The organism is Paenibacillus luteus, assembly GCF_006542765.1.
Classification (GTDB): domain Bacteria; phylum Bacillota; class Bacilli; order Paenibacillales; family Paenibacillaceae; genus Pristimantibacillus; species Pristimantibacillus luteus.
The window spans coordinates 99590-123200 of record NZ_SKCD01000008.1 but is presented as its reverse complement, the minus strand read 5'-3'; the positions used below and the strand labels follow the sequence as shown (position 1 = coordinate 123200).

At 44.8% G+C, this 23611-nt stretch carries 27 protein-coding genes; all 27 read left to right on the top strand.

The annotated features are described in order from the left end of the window. Position 1: 1 nt before the first annotated feature. The 27 genes from fliJ (at position 2) to E0496_RS06140 (ending at position 23592) form a co-directional block, all read left to right on the top strand. The gene (gene fliJ, locus E0496_RS06270) at positions 2-448 is read left to right on the top strand and encodes a flagellar export protein FliJ (protein ID WP_141500777.1); all 447 of its coding nucleotides are present in this window, start codon (positions 2-4) and stop codon (positions 446-448) included. Between the two features lie 36 nt (positions 449-484). Beyond that, positions 485-1390, top strand: a complete 906-nt coding sequence (locus E0496_RS06265) for a MotE family protein (protein ID WP_141500776.1) — start codon at positions 485-487, stop codon at positions 1388-1390. Positions 1391-1429: 39 nt separating this feature from the next. Next, complete coding sequence (locus E0496_RS06260; RefSeq protein WP_141500775.1) at positions 1430-2803, top strand: flagellar hook-length control protein FliK; 1374 nt, start codon at positions 1430-1432, stop codon at positions 2801-2803. A 40-nt stretch (positions 2804-2843) separates the two neighbouring features. Beyond that, positions 2844-3344, top strand: coding sequence for a flagellar hook capping FlgD N-terminal domain-containing protein (locus tag E0496_RS06255; protein WP_141500774.1), 501 nt, complete (start codon positions 2844-2846; stop codon positions 3342-3344). Beyond that, positions 3344-3721, top strand: coding sequence for a TIGR02530 family flagellar biosynthesis protein (locus E0496_RS06250; RefSeq protein ID WP_141500773.1), 378 nt, complete (start codon positions 3344-3346; stop codon positions 3719-3721). The genes E0496_RS06255 and E0496_RS06250 overlap by 1 nt, the downstream gene beginning before the upstream one ends. A gap of 113 nt (positions 3722-3834) precedes the next feature. Continuing rightward, entirely contained in the window at positions 3835-4653 is an 819-nt protein-coding gene (gene flgG, locus E0496_RS06245) for a flagellar basal body rod protein FlgG (RefSeq protein ID WP_141500772.1), read from the top strand. Positions 4654-4710: 57 nt separating this feature from the next. After that, positions 4711-4938 carry a flagellar FlbD family protein gene (locus tag E0496_RS06240; protein ID WP_141500771.1) on the top strand — a complete coding sequence of 76 codons (228 nt, stop codon included), beginning with the start codon at positions 4711-4713 and terminating at the stop codon, positions 4936-4938. Beyond that, positions 4935-5399 carry a flagellar basal body-associated FliL family protein gene (locus E0496_RS06235; RefSeq protein ID WP_141500770.1) on the top strand — a complete coding sequence of 155 codons (465 nt, stop codon included), beginning with the start codon at positions 4935-4937 and terminating at the stop codon, positions 5397-5399. The genes E0496_RS06240 and E0496_RS06235 overlap by 4 nt, the downstream gene beginning before the upstream one ends. Before the next feature lie 37 nt (positions 5400-5436). Beyond that, positions 5437-6438: a flagellar motor switch protein FliM gene (fliM, locus tag E0496_RS06230; protein ID WP_141500769.1), complete on the top strand. Its 1002-nt coding sequence runs from the start codon at positions 5437-5439 to the stop codon at positions 6436-6438. Next, positions 6428-7699 (top strand): flagellar motor switch phosphatase FliY, encoded by a 1272-nt coding sequence (gene fliY, locus E0496_RS06225; protein ID WP_141500768.1) that lies wholly within the window; start codon positions 6428-6430, stop codon positions 7697-7699. The genes fliM and fliY overlap by 11 nt, the downstream gene beginning before the upstream one ends. A 21-nt stretch (positions 7700-7720) precedes the next feature. Continuing rightward, positions 7721-8083 carry a response regulator gene (locus tag E0496_RS06220; protein ID WP_028611027.1) on the top strand — a complete coding sequence of 121 codons (363 nt, stop codon included), beginning with the start codon at positions 7721-7723 and terminating at the stop codon, positions 8081-8083. An 11-nt stretch (positions 8084-8094) separates the two neighbouring features. Further along, complete coding sequence (locus E0496_RS06215; protein ID WP_141500767.1) at positions 8095-8739, top strand: flagellar biosynthetic protein FliO; 645 nt, start codon at positions 8095-8097, stop codon at positions 8737-8739. A 37-nt stretch (positions 8740-8776) separates the two neighbouring features. Beyond that, entirely contained in the window at positions 8777-9484 is a 708-nt protein-coding gene (gene fliP, locus E0496_RS06210; RefSeq protein WP_241674615.1) for a flagellar type III secretion system pore protein FliP, read from the top strand. 21 nt (positions 9485-9505) lie between these two features. Further along, the gene (gene fliQ / locus E0496_RS06205; protein ID WP_102712145.1) at positions 9506-9775 is read left to right on the top strand and encodes a flagellar biosynthesis protein FliQ; all 270 of its coding nucleotides are present in this window, start codon (positions 9506-9508) and stop codon (positions 9773-9775) included. Positions 9776-9786: 11 nt separating this feature from the next. Beyond that, on the top strand, positions 9787-10584 hold the full coding sequence (gene fliR, locus E0496_RS06200; RefSeq protein ID WP_141500765.1) for a flagellar biosynthetic protein FliR: 798 nt from the start codon (positions 9787-9789) through the stop codon (positions 10582-10584). Positions 10585-10596: 12 nt separating this feature from the next. Continuing rightward, entirely contained in the window at positions 10597-11694 is a 1098-nt protein-coding gene (flhB, locus tag E0496_RS06195) for a flagellar biosynthesis protein FlhB (RefSeq protein WP_141500764.1), read from the top strand. Between the two features lie 22 nt (positions 11695-11716). Then, positions 11717-13747: a flagellar biosynthesis protein FlhA gene (flhA, locus tag E0496_RS06190; protein WP_141500763.1), complete on the top strand. Its 2031-nt coding sequence runs from the start codon at positions 11717-11719 to the stop codon at positions 13745-13747. Beyond that, the gene (gene flhF / locus E0496_RS06185; RefSeq protein WP_141500762.1) at positions 13744-14958 is read left to right on the top strand and encodes a flagellar biosynthesis GTPase FlhF; all 1215 of its coding nucleotides are present in this window, start codon (positions 13744-13746) and stop codon (positions 14956-14958) included. Before flhA ends, flhF begins: the two co-directional genes overlap by 4 nt. Next, on the top strand, positions 14955-15824 hold the full coding sequence (locus E0496_RS06180; RefSeq protein ID WP_141500761.1) for a MinD/ParA family protein: 870 nt from the start codon (positions 14955-14957) through the stop codon (positions 15822-15824). Before flhF ends, E0496_RS06180 begins: the two co-directional genes overlap by 4 nt. Before the next feature lie 26 nt (positions 15825-15850). After that, complete coding sequence (locus E0496_RS06175; RefSeq protein ID WP_141500760.1) at positions 15851-17209, top strand: protein-glutamate methylesterase/protein-glutamine glutaminase; 1359 nt, start codon at positions 15851-15853, stop codon at positions 17207-17209. 42 nt (positions 17210-17251) lie between these two features. After that, a complete protein-coding gene (locus tag E0496_RS06170; RefSeq protein ID WP_141500759.1) occupies positions 17252-19345 on the top strand; it encodes a chemotaxis protein CheA in 2094 nt (697 codons plus the stop codon). A 14-nt stretch (positions 19346-19359) separates the two neighbouring features. Further along, entirely contained in the window at positions 19360-19821 is a 462-nt protein-coding gene (locus E0496_RS06165; protein ID WP_141500758.1) for a chemotaxis protein CheW, read from the top strand. Between the two features lie 3 nt (positions 19822-19824). Beyond that, a complete protein-coding gene (locus E0496_RS06160) occupies positions 19825-20445 on the top strand; it encodes a chemotaxis protein CheC (RefSeq protein WP_141500757.1) in 621 nt (206 codons plus the stop codon). Beyond that, positions 20442-20936 carry a chemotaxis protein CheD gene (locus tag E0496_RS06155; protein WP_139998387.1) on the top strand — a complete coding sequence of 165 codons (495 nt, stop codon included), beginning with the start codon at positions 20442-20444 and terminating at the stop codon, positions 20934-20936. Before E0496_RS06160 ends, E0496_RS06155 begins: the two co-directional genes overlap by 4 nt. A 1-nt stretch (position 20937) precedes the next feature. Beyond that, entirely contained in the window at positions 20938-21381 is a 444-nt protein-coding gene (locus E0496_RS06150; protein ID WP_141500756.1) for a hypothetical protein, read from the top strand. A 4-nt stretch (positions 21382-21385) separates the two neighbouring features. Then, entirely contained in the window at positions 21386-22171 is a 786-nt protein-coding gene (locus E0496_RS06145) for a FliA/WhiG family RNA polymerase sigma factor (RefSeq protein WP_141500755.1), read from the top strand. 14 nt (positions 22172-22185) lie between these two features. After that, positions 22186-23592, top strand: a complete 1407-nt coding sequence (locus tag E0496_RS06140) for a DUF342 domain-containing protein (RefSeq protein WP_141500754.1) — start codon at positions 22186-22188, stop codon at positions 23590-23592. Positions 23593-23611 lie beyond the last annotated feature (19 nt).

The window sequence follows — 23611 nt, the reverse complement described above, 5'->3', positions numbered from 1 at the left end:
AATGGCATCATTTCGTTATTCATTTCAAAGAGTTGTTGATTTGAAGTCTAGTGAGAAGACGCAAGCGGAGTGGATGCTTTCATCCGCTATTGGTGTACTGGTTGAAGAGGAACTGTCGCTGGAGCAGTTGCAGCGTAAGCAACGAGATTGGGAAGATAAATTGCTTAATGCTTCCCAGACTACCGTTCCTTTGTCAGAGCTTCAAGTGATTCAGCAATATTTGGATTATTTGGTTTCTTGTATCGCAAGCAAAGTGAAAGACGTGCTGCATGCACAAAAGGCGGTTGACCAAGGCAGACTTAAGCTCTCAGACCGAATGAAGGATGAGAAGATGTGGCTTAAAGCAAAAGATCATGCGCGTGACCGGTTCCAGTATGCTGTGCAATTGAAAGAGCAGAACGAGCTGGACGAGATGGCAAGCGTCCGTTTCATGATACCAACCCCATAAGTGATGTGTGACACCGGCTAGAGGGAGTGAACGGAATTGGCGGGTACCGATAATGAAAAACAAGGATACAGCACATTAGAGCGAATTATGTTCTTAATGACGCCGATTTTATTTGCAATTGTATTGCTCGGCGTATTGTATACCCTGTTCGACAATGACTTTCGAAATAAGATACTAGAGGCCGGCAATTCGGTTCCTTTCTTAAAAGACGTACTACCTGAACCAAAGGTTGCAGGCGGCGCTTTAAATGATGAAGGGCTGAAAACGGCAAATATGTCTGCAAAGATTGCTGATCTTCAGGCGCAATTGACCTCTATTGAAAGTGAGCTTGCTGCAGCAAATCAGACTAAGTCAACACTAGAGCAAGAGGTTAAGGAACTGCAAAGTGACAACACCCAACTCAAGAGCGTGAACGACGTAGAATTGCTGGAAGACGAGGAGTATCAGGCGAAGATTCAAGAGCTTGCAACCATGTTCTCCAAAATAACGCCAAGCAAAGCGGCTCCAATCCTGCAAAGCATGACATTGGAAGAGATGGTGCTCGTATTCGCAAATATGCGCTCGGATGACAGAGTTCGGATAATGGAAAAAATGAATCCTCAGACTGCGGCCGATGCGGCAATGATGCTGAAGGATAATGTGAAAGCCAAGGATTTGCAAATTGCTGCACTTCAGGCGAAGCTGGACGCTCAAAAAACGACCGTTGCAAAGCCAGCATCCTCAGTACTTGACCAAGAGCAGCTCGCTGCCACTTTCACGGCAATGGATGCCAAAAGCGCAGCCGAATTGTTAGTTAAAATGATTGATGTGAGTCCAAGCAAGGTTCTTCGTATTCTGAATGCGGTAGATAACCAAACGAGATCGGCAATACTCGCACAAATGTCCAGCATAAATGAAAAGGCAACAGCACAGCTGGTAGCAAAATTAATGTCTGGCAGTTAAGGCTTAGGCATTGTGATAAGAGGGAGGGAGGTGAAAAATATGGAAATGTCAGTATCGCAAGCGGTCACGCCGCAAGCACAAGTACAAGCTGGAGCAACAGCGCAAACAAGCAAAAATGCTAGTGGCGCTGAATTCCAAAAAACATTGGTGCAACAAATTAATGGTGATGCAGCTAGCGCAGCAGGCAGCCTCCAAGGCAAGTCCTTAGTTGCAACGATTTCGAAAGAAGCAGCTGTTGCAACAGAAACCGTTTCGACTGCCGCAACGTTGTCGGAGCTGATGTCAATTATCGATGGCTTGCTAGGTGAGCTTGGCCAAGCAGCACCTGAAGAAACTGAACCTGTTGTTGAAGACCAGGAGCAGGTTGATCAGCTCGCTGCCGTGCTTGATCAGATGAATGCTCTGCTTGCGCTTTTGGGCATGCCGGTACCCATCATTCAGCAGCCAGCCAGCTTTGAGCCTGCAGTAGACGAAAGCGATTCAGCCCTTTCATTAAATGTACAAGCGGCTAACGTAAAGTCCAGCTTGCAGGATACGCTGCTGCAATTACAGGCAATGCTTCAGCAAGGCACAACGAAGCTTATTCAGCAGCAAGAACCGACGGTATTGGTTGCATCTCAGCTTCAAGCACTAACAGCGATTTTGGATGGCGAACCGGTGGATACTAGCAAGAATCCAACGAAATCGGAAGCTGCTTCACAACAACTGTTTAATGTAAAAGCAGCGGCACAAACAGACGGCAGCACCTTGCTGCAGCGCTTATCTCAACAAGCCGTTCATCCGGTACTGATATCGGCAGCTGTTCAAAACTTGGAGCAGACTGTTGACACAGAAGCAGCAGCATCACCGGTAGAAGCGATTCCTCAGCTTCAGACAGGAGCCGGCCAGACAGAAACAACAAGAGGCCTTTTACCTCTTTCTTCGAATTCGCCAGCTGCACCAACCTCTTTTGTTGTAGCGGATGAGTTTGCCAAGTCGATGTCGGGAATGATCGTACAGAAATTTGATCTAACGACGCTGAACGGTGTCTCAGAAGCGAAGCTTATGCTATTTCCTGAGCATTTAGGCCAGGTAGATGTGCGCATTACGATGCAAAACGGATTGCTTACAGCGATCTTCCAAACCGATACTGCAATGGCTAAGGATATGCTGGATAATCAAATGGCACAGCTTCGTTCAGCTCTGCAAGCTCAAGGCCTTATGGTCGACAAGCTAGAGGTATCACAAGGACAAGCCTCTCCACAGCTCTCTCAGCAGCAGAATGGCCAAGGAAGTGGGCAGCAGCATGCATCCAATCGGCAAGGTTTTAATGGTGAAGAGGGCTCTAACGAGTCCCAGTTCGAAACGGAAATGATTGAACAAGCATCTATTCAGGGACTTGGATTCGGCAGAGGATTGAATGTCAAAGCATAGGGTGCGAACCCAATTGCTCGAGGAATGGAGGTGATCGGAAATGGCAGACAGCGTTTCGACTCGCGTCGTTTGGCCGAATTATAGTACAGCTAATGTACAAGCAGCGGCCAACAAAAAAACAGATACACTTGGCAAGGATCAGTTTCTAAGCATACTTGTTACGCAGCTTCGAAATCAAGATCCTATGCAGCCGCTTCAAGACAAGGATTTTATTGCGCAAATGGCACAATTTACATCAGTAGAGCAATTAATGAATATGGCGACAGAGCTATCGTTGATGCGTCAAAGTATGGGTTCCGCATCCAGCCTGATCGGTAAAACGATTGAATGGAACGAATACGATAAAGCAGGTAACGTTACACCTGTAAACGGGGTCGTGGATTCCATTATTTCAAAAGATGGTATTCTCTACGCCACGGTAGGCGCCACTCAAGTAGCTCTGGATTATGTAAGCTCGATCTCCAATGGTGGTGCTGGTAATTCATCGCCAGATCAAGAGTCTTCTGAATCAGCGGAGGCTGCGGAGGAGGCGGAGAGCTAATGAACGATGGCGTAAAAATCGGTCATTTGTTTCCGGTTAAGTCCACACCGCTTCAGTCAGCCAAAGCGGCAGCAGGCCGTTCACCGCAACCAAATGAGTTTAAGGATATGCTTGATGCCAAAGTGCTCAAGTTTAGTCATCATGCTGAAGTACGCATGCAGCAAAGAGGCATCAAATTACAGCCGGAATCTTTGACGAAAATTATTAATGCCGTTGAAGAAGCAGCGTCTAAAGGCGCTCAGGACTCCTTGATCGTATTTCGAGATATTGCAATGATTGTGAACGTTCCTAGCCGGACTGTTGTAACTGCAATGGATGGCGGGCAAATGAGAAGCAATGTGTTTACTCAAATCGACAGTGCCATTATCTTATCGTAAGGCTGGACCTATCAGGAAGCCTTGAGCTGTGGATCGACTGAAGCAGTTGTTGATAGTGTGTACATTCATTTGAAGCCTAAGACTAATTCATATTCCAGGAGGAATAACGAACAATGCTAAGATCGATGTATTCGGGCGTATCGGGTATGCGTGGTTTTCAGACCAAGCTTGACGTCATAGGCAATAACATAGCGAACGTCAATACCGTAGGTTTCAAAGCAGGACGAGTGATGTTTAAGGATATTTTGAGTCAGACGGTTGCTGGCGTTACCGCTCCAGAAGAAGGCGTACGCGGCGGCGTGAATGCCAAACAGGTTGGGTTAGGGGTATCGATCGGCTCGATTGATACCATCCATACAGCAGGCAGTGCGATGACGACAAACCAGCCTACGGATCTTCGGATTGACGGCGACGGATTTTTTGTAGTACGGGCTAGCGAAGAGTCGGAAATGCTCCTCACACGTGCTGGGAACTTTACACTTGATTCGAACAGACAACTTGTTACTGGCGATGGCTACTTTGTACTAAGTGTGGATGGAGAGCCTATCGTCCTTGATGCAGCCATCACAGCTTTTTCTATCGGGCAAGATGGAATGATTTCGGGGGTAACGGCTGACGGTACCGAACCTGTAGCCCAACTTGGTGTTGCTAAAGTAGTAAACCCAAGTGGCCTTGAGAAGCTGGGAGGCAACATGTACCGTGTGACAGCTAACGCCAATCCTGATGCGTCCATTGAGGATTTCATGACATTTGCAGGAGATCCGGAGCTGGGCACAGGAGCTATCATTGCGGGTCAGCTTGAAATGTCCAACGTTGACTTGACTGCTGAATTTACAGAGATGATTGTTGCGCAGCGCGGTTTCCAAGCGAATTCCCGCATCATAACAACCTCTGATGAAATTTTGCAAGAGGTTGTGAACTTAAAAAGATAGGTAATTCATAACAAGCGGGAGGCTTAGTGCCTCCCCTAGGTGTGAGGGGGGTAGCTGATGATTACCGTAACGCGTTTAAATGGAACTAAAGTAACCATTAATGCGCTTTTAATCGAAGTAATTGAAGAATCTGCGGATACTGTTATAACGCTCACAACTGGAAAAAAAATGGTCGTTAAAGAAAAGACAGCTGAGTTATTGCAGCTAAATCAACAGTATTTGAGAACAATTGGCCTCATTGCGGCGGCCCAAAAGAGTGAGCAAACGGAGGGTCCCTCATCATGAAAAAAATGCTTCCCTGGTTAATTACGATTTTGCTATCTATTACGCTAATCGCTGTTGTAGCCATTATTTTGTTTAAGTCGTTTTTCGCTGATCCAAAAGAGCAGGCGACGGAGACAAAGACAATCGAGGTCAAAGCGATGTCAGCAGATAAGCGAGTGGAAGTTACTTCCGAATTAAAGGATTTTAGAAGAAACCTTAAAGATCCTAAATATGTTGTCGTTATCAGCTTTGCTTTCCAACTCGACAGCAAGAAGGCAAAAGAAGATTTCGATAAAGTAATCGATATCGAAGTTAAACCTGTGTTGAACCGTACGCTTGCGGATATGACAGCGGAAGAACTTAATGGCTCGCAAGGGGAAGACGCTTTGGAATCGAAGCTTCTGAACTTGTTGACTCCAATCGTTTCAAAAGGAAAATTAATCAAAGTAGAAATCACAAACTTCTTAATTACTGAAATTTAATTGACTACGCCGACATTCCTCGAAGGAGGTGAGATATTTGGTTGATGTTTTATCGCAAAATGAGATTGATGCGCTACTCGCGGCCTTGGATTCCGGTGAAATGGATGCAGAGGATTTGAAAAAAGAAGAAACGGTACGGAAGGTCAGTCTTTATGATTTTAAGCGTGCCGTACGTTTTTCGAAGGATCATATTAGAAGCTTAACCCGGATTCATGAAAATTTTGCGCGATATTTGACAACCTATTTCTCAGCCCAGCTACGCACCTTTGTTCAAATAAATGTCGTGCAGGTCGAGCAATTGCCTTATGACGAATTTATTCGTTCGATTCCAAAGATGACTATTCTGAATATCTTTGAAGCGGAGCCGCTGGAAGGGCGCATGGTGCTCGAAGTTCATCCTAACGTAGCCTATGCCATGTTGGATCGTATGCTGGGCGGACAGGGAATAGCTCCTTCCAAGATTAATAACTTGACTGAAATTGAAACGATCATTATGGAGCGTATCTTTAGCCGAACGTTCGAGAGCCTTCAAGAAGCTTGGAAGACGATTATCGATATTTCACCGAGGCTGGAAGCATTGGAAACCAATCCGCAGTTTATGCAAATTGTATCTCCCAATGAGACAATTGCGCTTATTTCTTTCAGCACGAAAATTGGAGATACGACAGGCATGATTAATCTTTGTATTCCTCATGTCGTCATTGAACCGATAATGTCTAGATTATCTGTGCATCACTGGTTCGTTTCACAGAAAAAAGCGCGGGCACCAGAGGAGTTTGAGATTCTAGAACAACGGGTGAATAAAGCGAAGCTTCCAATTGTGGCTGAACTGGGTGAATCATCGATAACGATTAAAGAGTTTCTGGGACTGAATGTTGGGGATGTTATTTCGCTTAATAAATCAGTCGATGACGGTCTGAAAATTAAAGTTGGAGACAAGCTCAAGTTTATTGGCAGTCCAGGCTCCGTCAAGGATCGTCTGGCAGTTCAAATAGACGAGGTTGTCAGCGAAGGAGAGGAAGAAGACCATGATGAGTAAGGACTATTTGTCCCAAGAGGAAATTGATGCATTGCTTCGCCAATCCGCCAATGAACCGGAGTCGGAGCAGACCTCCGAGGCCGGAACACAACTTTCAGACTTTTTGTCCGAAATGGAACAATCTGCACTTGGCGAAATTGGCAATATCACCTTCGGAAGTGCGGCTACAGCATTATCCACTTTGCTAGGCAAAAAAGTTGATATAACGACGCCGCAGGTAACGATTGTAAGAAAAGATGAGCTTGCTGATATATTTCCTAAACCCCATGTAGCGGTCAGCGTGCAGTATGTGGATGGGTTCCAAGGCATCAATTCTCTCGTTATCAAAACGAAGGATGCACAAATTATTGCGGATTTGATGCTCGGAGGCGAAGGAACGGATATTACGGTCGAAGAGCTGAATGAAATTCATATAAGCGCTGTGCAAGAAGCGATGAATCAAATGATGGGCTCCTCAGCGACTTCCATGTCCACGATCTTTAATCGGTTCGTCAATATTTCGCCGCCAGGTATTGATATTCTAGATGTAAACAATGGCGATGGCATGGAGCATTTGCCGCCAGTCGATATGTTTATTAAGATATCATTCCGACTGACTATTGGCGATTTGATTGATTCTACCATTATGCAGCTTCTGCCAATACCATTTGCTAAACAGATGGTTGATATCCTGATGGGGGTTGTGGATGAGCCTTCTGTACAGCCTACACCGGCTGTTGCTACGCCAACTGCAGCAGCAGTTGCGCCACAAGTACAACAGGCGACAGCTATGCAAGAGACGGCTGCGGCAGCTCAGATGCACGCTGCTCCGCCTCAACAACAAATGGCACCGCCGATGCAGCAAACACCGTCCATGCCTTATCAAACGCCCGCCGCAGGTTATGATATGTCAATGCAACCGCCTGGACCTCATACATATGGTCATGCAGCAAACCGCAACGTGAACGTACAGCCAGTTCAATTTGCTAATTTTGGTAATGCTCCATATATACAGCAAGATGAGACAAACCTCAATTTACTTCTCGACATACCGCTTAAGGTCACTGTAGAATTAGGTAGGACCCAAAAGCAAATTAAGGATATTTTGGAGCTGTCGCAAGGTTCGATTATTGAGCTGGACAAGCTAGCTGGCGAGCCCGTGGATATTCTTGTTAACAATAAACTGATTGCCAAAGGCGAGGTTGTTGTTATTGATGAAAACTTCGGTGTTCGCGTAACGGATATCGTAAGCCAATGGGACCGCATTCAAAAATTACAATAGCATCCTAGGAGGATAAAAAAGATGGCAAACCGCATTCTTATCGTAGACGACGCAGCTTTCATGCGCATGATGATTCGTGACATTTTATCAAAGAACGGCTACGAAGTCGTCGGTGAAGCCCAAGATGGCGCACAAGCAGTTGAGAAGTATAAGGAATTGAAACCGGATCTGACAACAATGGATATTACGATGCCTGAAATGGACGGGATTTCTGCACTGAAAGAAATTAAAAAGCTGGATGGCAACGCAAAAGTCATTATGTGTTCAGCAATGGGTCAGCAAGCAATGGTTATTGATGCGATTCAAGCAGGCGCAAAGGATTTCATCGTCAAACCGTTCCAAGCTGATCGCGTTATCGAAGCGATCAAGAAAACTCTGGGATAACGGTAAGACTTATGCTTAACTTACCTTCGCGCATTTCAATGGTGTCTGCTCTTGGGATGGCGATATGGCCTCATTTTGCGGCTGCTGCTGCCTTAGACGGCAGCAGCGCAAACAATGATGAACAGATGGTGTTCAGTGGCACAAAGGATTTAGCGGGAAGCTTAGTCTGGGTTATCGTCGCGTTAGCGATCGTTATCGTATTAATTATATTGGTTATTAAATGGTTGTCTCAGCGCAGCCGAACGTGGGGGACGAATCGTTCGCTTCGTTCGCTCGGCGGTCTTGCGCTAGGACAAAACAACTCGCTTCAGGTAATTGAAATTGCAGGCCGCATTTACATTGTGGGCATTGGCGAGAATATTACCCTGATTGACAAGCTGGAGGAACCGGAGGAAGTTCGTGCGGTCATTGCCGCATTGGAACGACAGCAAGAGACGGTTTGGTCTAAAGATGTTGTTTCCCAGCTGTTAAGCAAGTTGAAAAACCGAAACGGGAAATCCGGTCCGGAGCCAACGAATGAGCAGTGGAACAATGCGGACTCATTCCAGAACTTGTTACATAGCAAGCTCAGCCAACAAGCTGATCGTAAGCAACAATTGGAATCATTGCTGCATGAATCTAAACCAAATGAACGGTTGATGGACGATGAAAAATAAGTGGTGGATATCAATCGTTGCTGTACAGCTGCTTGGAATGCTTATTCATAACCAAGCCTTTGCGGAGCCTTTGCCCGATGTTTCCATTAACATAGGAAACGGAAGCGGTGAAGCGCCTGGTACTAGCGCTTTATCCATTCTTCTATTAATAACAGTGCTCAGTGTTGCGCCTGCTATTTTGGTGCTTATGACAAGTTTTACTCGTATCGTTATCGTCTTGGGCTTTGTGAGAACATCGCTTGGTACACAGCAGATGCCGCCAAATCAGGTGCTTATCGGGCTTGCGATGTTTCTAACCTTCTTCATTATGGCTCCGACGTTCTCGCAGGTGAATGAAGTGGCACTACAGCCTTATCTTAAAGGTCAAATTTCTCAAACGGAGGCGTTTCAGGAAGCAGCCGTTCCTATGAAAAAATTCATGTTCTCCCATACCAGGGAGAAGGATCTGATGCTCTTTATGAATTACACCAAAACCGAGAAACCGGAAACCTTTGAAGATATACCAATTACGGTACTTATTCCTGCGTATGCCATTAGCGAGCTTAAAACTGCATTTCAAATGGGCTTTATGATTTTTATACCGTTTTTGGTTATTGATATGATCGTCGCCAGTACCCTGATGGCGATGGGTATGATGATGCTACCTCCGGTCATGATATCGTTGCCCTTTAAATTGCTGTTGTTCGTTTTAGTAGACGGATGGTATTTGATCGTCAAATCGTTATTATTAAGCTTCAACACGTGATTACAGCAGGGGGGACGCAAGATGAGTACTGATTTCATAATCGGATTGGCCGGGGAGGCCGTATTCGTAGTATTGAAAGCCAGTGCGCCAATGCTCGTTCTTGCTTTGGTCGTAGGTCTACTTGTCAGCATATTTCAGGCAACTACTCAGATTCAAGAGCAGACGCTTGCTTTTGTACCGAAAATCGTAGCTGTTTTCGTATCAATAATCATTTTTGGTCCATGGATTCTTAATACGGTTATCGACTTCACTTATAATCTGCTGAACAATCTTCATAATTACATCGGTTAGGTTGTGGGTGAATGAACGCGATCGTACAAGGCTTTCCTATTTTTTTGTTAATCTTTTGTCGAATAACTGCGTTTTTCGTCGTCGCGCCTGTCTTTTCTTCGCGAGGCGTGCCGAATGTATTTAAAATCGGTTTAGGTTTTTTCATTTCTTTTATCGTTTTTTTAACGTACGGCATGCAGCAAACGATTGTGCCGGATGCTGAATATATTCTTGTTCTGCTTCGAGAAATATTGATCGGCGTCCTCATGGGGTATGTCGTCTACCTGTTTTTTACTGTAGTACAAACCGCAGGAGCCTTTATGGATTTACAAGTCGGTTTTGCTATGGCTAACATTGTAGATCCTCATACGGGCACATCAGCCCCGCTGCTCGGTAATTTCAAATACATGCTGCTTATCGTTGTTTTTCTAATGATGAACGGCCATCACTTTTTGCTGACTGGCCTGATGGATAGTTACAAATGGATGCCGTTGTCCAATGAACTATTTAGTCGTTTGATGAGCGGCGGCATAACTGATTTTTTAACAAGGACGGTAGGCAATACTTTTTTGCTCGCTATTCAAATAGCTGCGCCGCTAGTCGTAGCTATGTTTTTGACGGATGTTGGACTTGGTTTTCTAACCAAAACAGCTCCACAATTCAATGTGTTCGTTATTGGGATACCGTTGAAGCTGATAATAGGTATGTTTTTGCTCATATTGTTAATGCCAAGTCTTGCTGGTCTGTTCGAAAGATTGTTTTCCATTATGTTTGATTCTTTGGAGCAGTTGTTCGGAATTGTGCAAGGACCGCCGCCTGAAGGGCAATAGGAGGATGCGATCGTGCGAGACTACCGGCTAAAGCTTGATCTACAGCTGTTTAGTCAAGAAAAGACTGAGCAAGCTACTCCGAAGAAAAGGGATGAAGCTAGAAAGAAAGGCCAAATTGCGAGATCCTCTGATTTGCCTGGTTCTTTTATCTTAATGTTTGTTTTTATGGGTTTCATTATGTTAGGGGACTACTATAAAAATAAGATTATGATGCTATTCAGTAGTTTATTTGAAGAATGGCTGTTGATGGAAGTTACCACTGGTAACATTATGGAGTTATTTAACGAGATTGCTATGGAGTTGTTACTCTTTTTATTGCCCATCTTTGCAATTACTATTTTAATTGGAATTCTCGGAAACGTTATTCAATTTGGTTTTTTATTAACGGGCGATCCCCTCAAAATGAAACTTAGCAAGTTGAACCCGATAAACGGGTTTAAACAAATTTTTTCAGCAAAAACGATCGTTGAGTTTCTGAAAAGTGTATTAAAGCTTCTTATCATCGGAGTGCTCGTTTATTCAGCAATATCGAGTGAATGGCAGCGCATATTAGTGCTTGCGAGTTTGCCCATTCAACAAATATTCAGCTTTACCGCTGGATTAACAGTGAAGCTTGGCATTGAGATCGGAGCCGTGCTAACCGCGCTTGCGCTCGCTGATTATTTCTATCAACGCTATGAGCATAACAAAAGCTTGAAAATGTCAAAGCAAGACATTAAGGATGAGTACAAAAAATCAGAAGGTGACCCGATTATTAAGGGGAAGATCCGAGAGCGGCAAAGAAGAATGGCCTTGCAGCGAATGATGCAGGAGGTTCCGAAAGCGGATGTTATTATTACAAATCCCACGCACTTTGCTATTGCATTGAAATATGATGCTACGAAAATGGAAGCGCCCAAGATCATTGCAAAAGGTATGGATCACGTTGCGCTTCGTATTAAAGAGATAGCCAAAGAAAACGGTGTGGTTACTATGGAAAATAAACCATTGGCCAGAGCGCTTTATGAACGAGCGGAAATAGGCGATGTCATTCCTCCGGACTTGTTCCAAGCTGTGGCTGAGGTGCTTGCATATGTCTATAAGATGAAAGGACGCGTGAAATCATCATAACACTACGGGAGGAGGCGGCGTCATGAAAGCAAGGGACTTTGTAGTACTTTTTGGCGTTATTGGAATTGTGCTCATGATGATAATCCCGATCCCAGTCCTACTACTAGATATCCTCATTATTCTAAATATTTCAATCGCATTAATGATACTGCTAATTGCCATGAATACGAAGGAAGCGCTGGATTTCTCAATCTTTCCCGCTATTCTCTTAATCACTACCCTATTTAGGCTAGCGCTAAACGTCTCCACCACTAGAAATATTTTGTCGCATGCAGAAGCTGGGGAAGTTGTAGCTACGTTCGGCAGCTGGGTAGGCGGCGGGCAAATTGCTATCGGTTTTATCGTCTTCCTCATCCTCGTTGTCGTCCAATTTATCGTTATTACCAAAGGTTCTGAGCGTGTTGCCGAGGTGGCAGCAAGATTTACGCTCGACGCAATGCCAGGTAAGCAAATGAGTATCGATGCGGATTTGAACGCTGGCTTGATCAACGAGCAGCAAGCAAGGGAGCGGCGGTCTAAGATTGAGCGCGAGGCTGATTTTTACGGAGCGATGGACGGTGCCAGCAAATTCGTAAAAGGGGATGCTATTGCATCCATCATTATCCTCGTAATTAACCTAGTAGGCGGATTTATTATTGGTATGGCCATTCATGATTTAAGCTTTGGAGAATCTTTATCTACCTTCTCAATTCTGACAATCGGTGATGGTCTGGTCAGTCAAATACCTGCACTGCTTATTTCAACGGCTGCCGGTTTAATAGTAACTAGGGCGGCATCAGATGGGAACTTGGCAGAGGATGTCACTTCTCAGCTATTCAAATACCCTAAATTGTTATTCATTGCAGCAGGTACAATCGGACTTCTTGGCCTTACGCCTATCGGCCCGCTCAGAACATGGCCATTTGCCATTATGTTAGCGTTTGGCGGGTGGTATATGCAGAAAGCGATTCACAAGCAGCAAGCCCAAGAGGAAATGCTTGTCGAAGAGCAGCAGATTGAAGAGGTGCGCAGTCCTGAAAGTGTCATTAGCCTTCTGCAGGTTGATCCGATTGAGTTTGAGTTCGGTTATGGACTTATCCCACTTGCAGATACACAACAGGGCGGGGATTTGCTAGATCGAATCATTATGATTCGTAGGCAATGCGCGCTTGAGCTTGGTCTTGTCGTTCCAGTCATTCGGATTCGGGACAATATTCAGTTAAAGCCAAACGAGTATGTCATTAAAATTAAAGGAAATACCGTTGCGCGCGGCGATCTGCTTCTTAACCACTATTTGGCAATGAGTCCCGGCTTTGAAGACGATTCGGTTGTTGGAATCGAAACGACTGAACCGGCGTTTGGGCTTCCTGCAATATGGATTGACGAGCAAATGAAAGAACGCGCGGAATTGTCAGGCTACACGGTTGTAGATCCTCCGTCCGTAGTTGCGACACATCTAACTGAAATTATTAAGCGTCACGGACACGAGCTAATTGGCCGTCAAGAAACGAAGCAGTTGGTTGAAAATGTGAAAGAGTCATACCCAGCGCTTATTGATGAATTGATTCCTTCTATTCTCACAATTGGTGATGTTCAGAAGGTTCTAGCTAAGCTGTTGCGGGAAAAGGTGTCCATTCGAGATCTGGTTACTATTTTTGAAGCGTTGGCTGATCACGGAAATTACACAAAAGATCCTGATATTTTGACCGAATATGTGCGACAGTCTTTATCAAGGCAAATCACGCAGCAATTCTCATCAGGTGGAGACACACTTCGCGTGATTACGGTAGGTCCTCAACTCGAAAAGAAGATTGCCGAATCGGTGCAGCAATCGGAGCAGGGTACCTACATTGCGCTCGATCCGGTATCTACTCAGCAAATCTATCAGAAGCTTAATGAGCATGTTAATCGTCAAATCCAATCTGGTCAGCAGCCCGTTGTACTGGCATCACCGACCATTCGCATGTATTTGAGACAAATTGTCGAGAGAACCATGCAGGATGTTCCTGTCCTTTCCTACAGTGAACTTGAACCGAACATTGAAGTTCAAAGCGTCGGGGTGGTGAATTTATGAGAGTAAAACGGTATATAGTCAATGCCTTGCCCGAGGCAGTTTCTATGATCAGGACTGAGCTTGGCAAAGATGCAGTTATTTTGAATACAAAGGAAATTAAGGTTGGCGGCTTTATGGGGATGTTTCGCAAGAAAAAGATGGAAGTGATTGCAGCCATTGAAACCAATCAGGCCAATCCTCCTTCGCAGCCGCAAAGGAACACAAATCCTCAAGTTGATGCAGCTGTTGAGAAAATTTTGCAAACGGCGCAGCGTGCTTCAGCAACTGCGGCCACAGCGGTAATAGAACCAATCGTTGCTCAGCCGATAAAGGAAAATCCAGCCAGAGTGGAACGTGAGCAGTTCATCATTGATGAGATCCGTGATTTAAGGGAATACATGGTCAAGCTATCCAAACAGCAAAGCAGCACTATTGCCATGAATGAACATTTGATTTTGCTTAAGGAGCATTTGATTGACCAAGAGATGGATGCGGAATGGATTGAGCGCTTGGTTCAATCGATAATTGATAAACAAACGGAAAATCGTGTTGAGTTTACCGGTGAACAGGTTTGGGATATGGCTGAGGCCCAGTTGGAGGAGTGGCTGCGACCTTATGAGGGAAGCGGCATCAGCAGTAATGCCAGAGTCGTTCACTTTGTTGGGCCAACCGGCGTAGGCAAGACCACGACCATTGCAAAGCTGGCAGCAGAGCAAACGATTAAAAATGGACGAAAAGTAGGCTTTATCACATCCGATACGTACCGAATTGCGGCGGTGGATCAGTTAAGAACGTATGCCAATATATTAAATGTACCGATTGAGGTCGTATTTTCTCAAATGGATTTACCTAGAGCGCTCAAGCAGTTGGAGGAACAGGAATTGATTTATATGGATACGGCGGGCCGGAATTTCAGGAGCGAGCTTCATGTATCCGAGGTAAACAGCCTGCTTCAGACAAACGAGCCTAGCGAAACCATTCTTGTCCTTAGCATGACAGGGAAAACGCGTGATATGGCTGCTGTAGCCGATCATTTCAGCAAATATGGTGTTCAAAAGGTGCTTTTTACAAAGCTTGATGAAACTTCGGTTTACGGAGCGATTTTCAACCTAATCATGAATTTCGAACTGCTGCCTACCTATTTGGCAAGTGGCCAGACCGTTCCGGATGATATAGAGAAGTTTCAAGTTAAGCCTTATATTCATAAGCTTCTTAGGGGCCAAAGCTTATGATGGACCAGGCCGAAGCTTTACGAAATTTAGTCAAAAAACAGGAGCTCCAAAATGAAGGCCGTACGACGCGCGTTATAACTGTAACCAGCGGAAAGGGCGGCGTAGGGAAGTCCAATTTCAGTCTTAATTTTGCCTTGGCACTTCAGCGGTTAGGGAAAAAGGTTCTAGTATTTGATGCAGATATTGGGATGGCTAATATTGATGTGCTGATGGGAGTTACATCTACCTACAACCTTTATCATTTGCTTAAGCAGGAAAAAACGATTTGGGAAATTGTCCAAGAAGGACCGGAGGGGCTGCATTTTATTGCAGGCGGCTCCGGATTTCGAGATTTAATGGACTTGTCGGTAGAGCAGCTTGATCGTTTTGCTGAAGAAATAAGCAAGCTTCACGGTCGATACGACATCATTTTGTTTGATACAGGTGCAGGACTCTCAAAGGAAACGGTGAAGTTCATTACCGCCGCCCAAGAGACAATCGTAGTCACCACTCCCGAGCCAACTTCAATTACGGATGCCTATGCCTTAATTAAAATGGTTAAGGGCATGGAAGTTGATGTTCAGTTTAAATTAATTGTCAATCGTGCTATGGATCATCGGGAAGGCAAGCAAACCGCAGAAAAAATCAGCATGGTTGCTGAACGGTTTCTACACTCGGAGTTGCCTCATTTAGGTATTTTACCTGACGACCCCAATGTATCTAAAGCGGTGAAGCGTCAAATTCCTTTTACAGTCGCCTACCCGGGAAGCGAAGCTTCGGTTGCAATTGATCGAATCGCTAAGCACTTTCTGGAGATTGCGCAAGGCTCTGCAAATAGCAGTGGCATCAAAGGATTTTTGCATAAAATGTTCAGACTCTCAAGATAATCCTTTGGAAGTGAGGAGGAAATGAAATGGCTCCTTATCGCATACTGGTTGTTGATGATTCCGGGTTTATGAGGAAAATAATTAGTGATTTAATTATTCAAGATCCTCAATTTACAATTGTAGCAACTGCAGTAAATGGTCAAGAAGCAGTAGAAGCGGTTCATAAATGGAAGCCGGATGCCGTTACACTGGATTTGGAAATGCCTTTAATGAACGGCATTGAAGCGCTGCAAATCATTATGAGAGAGCTTCCTACGCCTGTAATCATGCTCTCAGGGATAAGCGAAGACAATACACGTGAAACCATCAAAGCGCTGCAGTTTGGTGCGTTCGACTTTATAAGAAAACCGTCAAGCGCGATGTCGAACGATATTCATCATGTGGGTGACTTTTTGCTTGAGAAGCTGCGAATTGCCGTTTTAACCAAGCGATACCAGCCGATCATTTCGATTAGCGAAAAAGTTACAGCGGCATTTGAGGAAATGGCACCCTCTAAAGAAATGCCAGCTGTTTCAAAACAAAAGACAACATCACATGATGATCCATTGGCTGCAAAAATAAAAGCTGATGGGAAAGATCGAATCAAACCGGTCCTGCCGAAAGAAGGAAAGAAGCTTACCGAGAAAGCGGCAGATCCTCTACATAAAAAATTAACAGTGAAAAAGCCGGATGAAGCTTCAACGGTGAACAAGCAAACAAGCGAGTCTGTACGAACCATTTTGAACAACAAAACGCCAAAGATACCTAAAATCATGCAGGGAGAACCACCGGATGTTCATAAAAAAGCAGCCACCACTTCTACTGCATCTTTTAAACACATCGTAGCCATCGGAACCTCAACGGGTGGACCAAGAGCGCTTCATGAAGTCATTACTTCATTGCCGGCAGATTTTCCAGCACCAGTGCTCATTGTTCAGCATATGCCACCTAAATTCACCAAATCGCTTGCTCAGCGGCTAGACAGCTTTAGCGAGCTTCGAGTCGTAGAAGCAGAGCAGGGGGAACGTGTATCGGCTGGGGTGGTCTACATTGCTCCCGGGGGTTATCACATGGAACTCTCTAAGGATACTTCCGGCTATTCGATTCTTTTGACGGAACAGCCTCAACGCAACGGTCATCGTCCTTCTGTAGATGTACTCTTTGAATCAATATCCTCTTTTCGCGAGCTGAAGCGCCACGCGGTTATCATGACGGGGATGGGAAGTGATGGGGCCAAAGGCATGAAGCTTCTTGCTGAATGTGGAATTGATACCACGATTGCTGAAGCCGAGGAAACCTGCGTCGTTTATGGCATGCCGAGATCCGCTGTAGAAGCTGGTTGTGTGAATAAAGTATTGCCGCTGCAGCACATTGCTCCGCAACTTGTGCAAGTAGTGATGAAATAGATTGGATAAGCGCTTAAACATACTAACAGGAGGTGCTCGAAAATGGATATGAATGCCTATTTATCGATGTTTATTGATGAATCTAATGATCACTTGCAAGCATTAAATGAAAATTTGCTGCGGCTGGAAAGCGAACCTGAGGAACTCAGTATCGTTCAAGATATATTTCGTTCAGCTCATACGCTGAAAGGGATGTCCGCCACGATGGGCTTCGAGGATTTGGCTGCGTTGACGCATGAAATGGAAAACGTGCTGGATCTTGTTCGTAATAGCAAGCTTAAGATGGATAGCTTTATATTTGATACCTTGTTTAAAGGGCTTGATGCTCTAGAAGCCATGGTGCAGGATATTGTGGGCGGTGGAACAGGGAAAGCAGACGTAACGTCGATTGTCGCTTCCTTGCAAGTCATACTGAAGAGTGATTATAGCGCAGAAAAAGCGCCTGAGGCGCCTACAGTAGCTGCAAGCTCGTCTGGAGCAGCAACATCAAGCGCATCAGGGGCGATGCTGCTGGATGAGTTCCAGTCTTCCATTCTATTACAATCCGTAGAGTCTGGTCATAATGTTTTTCACATCCAAATCTCCATTCGTGAGAATTGTTTGTTGAAAGCTGTTCGTGCCTACATGGTCTTTGACCTGCTGGAGCGAAATGGAGAAGTTATTAAATCTGATCCTTCCGTGCAAGACATTGAGCAGGAAAAATTTGATTTTACTTTTACGGTGTTTACGATTTGCCGTCTTGGACAGGAAGACCTGCAAACGCAGCTTCTTAACATCTCCGAAATCGATGCAGCGGTCGTGACCTTGCTTGATGCAGAGTCTTTAGCTGTACTTAGCCAGTCCAACGCAGCCGCGGCTGTTGAGGTAGAGACGCCTACGCAGGCAGCGGTGCTGCCTGCTCAAAGCGCCACTAAAGAGGTTACCCCGCGAGAGGTTTCGCCAAGCAAAGCGGCAGCGCCTGCAGCGCAGGCAGCTCCGGCCAACGTTTCCAGAACGATTCGTGTAGACATAGAGCGGCTGGATACGCTGATGAATTTATTCAGTGAATTACTGATTGACCGCGTACGCCTTGAACAGTTATCCAGCGAAATTAAAAGGAATGACTTAACCGAAACGGTTGAGCACATGACGAGGGTGAGCTCGGATCTGCAAAGCATTGTTCTCAAGCTTCGGATGGTGCCTGTAGATTCGGTATTCAATCGATTCCCACGGATGATCAGAGATTTGGCTAAGTCACTGGATAAGAAAATCGATTTGGTAATTACCGGTGCGGATACTGAACTTGACCGTACGGTTATCGATGAAATTGGCGATCCGCTGGTTCACTTACTTCGTAATTCGGTTGACCATGGGATCGAGACACAGGAAGAGAGAATTGCAGCAGGGAAATCGGAGACGGGTACCATTCATCTACGTGCTTTTCATAGTGGAAATCATGTCTTTATTGAAGTTGAGGAAGATGGCCGTGGCATCCACCACGAGCGTGTTCTCAAAACAGCGATCAAAAATGGCGTTGTCACAGAGGAGCAAGCGAAGCTGCTTTCGCCAGACGAAATTAATATGTTGATTTTTGCAGCAGGTTTTAGTACTGCGGATAAAATATCTGACATTTCGGGACGAGGCGTTGGCCTTGACGTTGTGCGGTCTAAGATCACCTCATTGGGCGGAAATGTAACGATTGATTCCGCTTTCGGCAGAGGCACGAAGTTCTCTGTACAACTACCGCTGACGCTATCCATTATTTCAGCAATGCTGATAAAGCTTGGCTCAGAGAAATATGCGATACCGTTAACTTCAATTGTCGAAACAGGCATCATCCGCAAGGAGCAAATTTTGCATGTGCATGGCAATCAGATGATTGAATTCAGAAATGTCATTATTCCGCTCGTATCCTTAAGCAAAGTACTGGAATCACCTGATTTCAATGAAAATGAAGAGCAGGAAACTGAAATCGTAGTCGTTCGCAAAGGTGAAAAATGGGCTGCGGTGATGGTTGACGAATTTATTGGCCAAAGCGAAATCGTATTGAAAACGTTAGGCAAGTACTTAACGAACGTAGAAGCCGTGTCTGGCGCTACGATACTTGGAGACGGTTATGTCGCATTGATTATTGATCCGAACGCACTAATCAAATAAAGGGGGCTTTTACGATGGGAGAAGAATTAAAAGTTATCGTGTTCGCGCTCGGCAACGAAGAGTACGGAATTGAAGTAGACAAGGTTCGCACGATTGAAAGATTATCTCCGATTACACGTGTTCCAAAAACAGCTGCATTCATAAAAGGTGTCATTAATTTACGCGGCGTTGTCGTACCGGTTATTGATTTGCGTGGCCGTTTTAATCTGACAGAAACAACACCAACAGAAAACTCGAGAATTATCGTCGTAGCTGTGGCAGATATTGAGGTTGGATTTATTGTTGACGCTGCAAATGATGTCATTGATATCGATACCGATACGATCGATTTGCCGCCTGAAATTGTTGGTGGCATTAAAGCGAAATATTTAAGAGGCATTGCAAAGCTTGGTGAAGGTCGACTTCTCATCATGCTCAATTTGTCAGAAGTGTTAAACAAAAACGAAATTATTCAAGTCGAGCAGTTAGAGGGATAAAGCGTGAGTCTATTTAGCCGCTTTGAAGCTTTTGAGCTTGATGTTTTGAAAGAAGTCGGCAATATTGGGGCGGGTAATGCAGCAACCGCATTATCTCGCTTGTTAGATAAACCCGTTGATATGGCAGTACCAAAAGTTAGTTTGCTTCCATTCGAAGAGGTTGCTGAGCGTGTCGGCGGTTCTGAACAGATTGTAATCGCCGTGTTTCTTCGTGTAGAAGGAGAAGCGCCAGGAAACATGTTTTTTATTATTGAAGAAGAATCAGCAAAACGAATTTTGCGGCAGCTGCTTTCCATTAACATGGAAGAGCATGAAGGCTATACAGAAATGGAGCTTTCTGCCCTTTGTGAAATTGGCAACATCTTGGCTGGATCTTATTTGTCTTCGTTGGCTGATTTTACGCATTTATCGATGGCCCCATCCGTTCCAGCTGTAGCAGTAGACATGGCAGGTGCAATTCTTAGCTATGGTTTAATGCAGTACGGGGAGATGGGAGACTCGGCCCTACTTATTGAAACGACCTTTTTAGAGGATTGTCAATCGCTTGAAGGACATTTTTTCCTCATTCCGGACCCGGAGTCGTTTGAGAAAATATTCAGGGCTTTGGGAGTCGTTAGCGAATGATACAACAAAATTTGGTCAAAGTAGGCATGGCAGATTTAAATATCGCAACAGATGGAGCAATACTTAAAACGACCGGTTTGGGCTCATGCGTAGGGCTTACCCTTTATGACCCGGTTCGAAAAATTGCCGGTATGGCACATGTTATGCTGCCGTCTTCAGAAATTGCCCGTGAGACCAAAATGAATTTGGCCAAATATGCCGATACCGCTATTCCCGAGCTGCTAGATCGAATGATAGCAGCCGGTGCTTACATCGAACGGATGAAAGCAAAGATGGCTGGTGGTGCACAAATGTTTGCCATGTCGGGCCATACGGACTCCTTAAGAATAGGCCCGCGCAACGTAGAGTCTTGTACAGCGATGCTGTTGAGATTTAAAATCCCGATCTTGTCTCAGGATACAGGGGGAAGCTTTGGCCGGACGATTGAGTTTGACAGTGTTAGCGGTACGTTATCGATAAGAAGCGTTCAGTTTGGAACAAAGGAGATTTGATATGCTGGGAACATGGCGATGGAATGTCGTATTTGGAATATTAGGCACCGTGCTGACGGTAGCTTTCTCAATCGGAAACAATCCGATTACAGTTATGCTGCTTAGGAGTATGTATGCTTTCATCGCTTTTTTTGTTCTTGCGTATGGAGTAAGGGGCTTATTAGCATACATTCTTGTCCCTCCTTCACTAGTAGGGGAGCTTCCTGAAGAAATGGACGAGGAAGGCAAGGGCGCTCAGTTCGATCTTAAGACCCCGGACGAGGCGCAGGAATTAAACAATTTATTGAAATCGCAAATGCAAGAGGGAACATCAACGTCGTCTGCAGCTTCTTTATCTAACGAAGAAAAAGATTTTCGGCCGTTAACTCCTCCACAATTATTATCTACTAAAAATACAGAGCCTGAAGAATTGGTTAAAGCCATTCGTCACCTGACAGGAGAGTGAGTCGATGATTGAGCATAAAACCCCTCATCTGACAAACTTGCAGATGTGGCAAGCCTGGAGAGAACAAGGCGAGTTGGAAGCAAAGAAGAAACTGATCGAGCAGTACTTGCCGCTCGTTGATTATGTCACGAATCGCATGGCAATTGGGCTCCCAAAAAACGTAATTAAAGACGATCTTGCCAGCAACGGCGTAATGGGATTGATTGATGCGATCGAGAAATTCGATTATGGCCGTGGCTTGCAATTTGAAACCTATGCTTCATGGCGCATTCGAGGCGCCATTATTGACGGCTTGCGTCAGGGGGATTGGGTACCACGCTCTGTGCGGGAAAAAGCAAAAAAAGTAGAAGAAGCTTATCAGCATTTGGAGCAGCAATATTTACGATCGGTTACGGATGCGGAGATTAGCCGTTATCTCGATGTTTCCGAGAAAGAATTTATAACAATGCTGCAAGATATATCTGTAACTACCGTTTGCTCGTTGGAAGACCCGATTCGTGATGAAGAATCAGAGACAAGAATGTCGTTGCTCGTAGACGATAAAGCTAAAAACCCGGATCATAAAGTACATGAATTTTATTTGAAAGAATCATTAGTAAAAGGAATCGATCAACTAACGGAAAAGGAACGAACGGTTGTCTCCTTATTTTATTACGAAGAATTATCATTAAGTGAAATTGCAGAAGTAATGTCACTCTCACCTTCGAGAATTTCCCAGCTGCACTCGAAAGCGATTTTAAGGCTAAGAGGAGCTTTGGCTAAGCATAAAGATCAACTTATGGAGCATTAGAGAGGGGGGTTAAGGTGGATAATCTACAATTAGAATCGTACCTAAGCATCCAGACGTCAGCAGATAAGCTGTCTGCCTTTTTAACATTTAGCCGAATAACAGATGAATTTGAAAGTAATGGGGATGAGCTGGAACGGTTTTTGCGAAGTAAGGGAATCGTTTACGGCTTGCGTACTGATGTTCTTCACCAAATTGGGACAAATCCTCTTGCATATTGCAAGGAACAAACGTTAGTTGCCAAAGGGGACTCCCCTTTAAATGGTAAAGATGGGTTTATAAAGCTTGTTTTTGACATGGACAAAAAAAATAACGCCCCAACCGAGCTCGAAGATGGAAAGGTCGATTACAAAGAGGTCGTACAACTGAAAAACGTAAAACGCGGACAGTTGATCGCTGAACGTATCGACCCCGAGCCAGGGCCTTCTGGGAAAACCGTTACGGGGGAAGAGCTGCCGGCGAAGCTTGGGAAGCATGTTCGATTTAAAGTAGGCAAAAATGTGGTTTTGAACGATAATCAAACGGCGATGTATTCAGCCCTAGATGGTCTCATCTCTTTAACGGAGAAAGAAAAGATTAATGTGTTTCCGGTGTATGAAGTGAACGGAGATGTGGATTACAGCGTCGGCAATATTGATTTTGTCGGTACGGTCGTCATTCGTGGCAATGTACTCAGTGGTTTCCGGGTCAAGGCTTCAGGTGATATCCGAATTATCGGCGGGGTTGAAGGTGCTGAAATCGAGACAGAGGGCTCGATTGAAATTACCGGAGGGATACTTGCGGGTAACAAAGGATATGTCAAAGCTGGCCGCAATGTTCGTAGTACCTTCATTCAAGATGGAAACGTTATCGCCGGCGAGGAAGTCATTGTATCCCAAAGCATCATGCATTCGCATGTGAGAGCGGGTAAAACAGTGATTTGTTCGGGAACCAAAGGTTTAATCGTAGGTGGGCTGGTGCAAGCTGGCGATCTTGTTATTGCACGTATTGTTGGGAATTCGATGTCAACCGCAACTACCATTGAGGTTGGCGTTAAACCTGAAGACCGCGCAGAGCTGCTAGAGCTCAGAGCTAGTTTAAAGCAATATATGCAAAACCTCGACAAAACCGACAAGGCGCTTGTTATTTTAGACCAATTGGCAGCTGCAGGTCAGTTAACACCAGATAAGCTTGCATTGCGGATTAAGCTTACTGCATCGAAGCGCCAAATGACACTGGAGAATGAGGAAACAAAAAGCAGAATCCTTGAAATTGAAAGAACATTAGAGGATACCGACCGCTCAAAGATTAGTATAAGCAATATTGTTTTTGGCGGGACAAAAATTGTAATTGGCCGTTATACCAAGTTTGTAAAGGATTCTTCCCAGCGGGTCACATTCCAGTATTCCGATGGGGACGTTGTAATGATTCCTTACAATAAATAGCGTAAACGATGATTGGCCA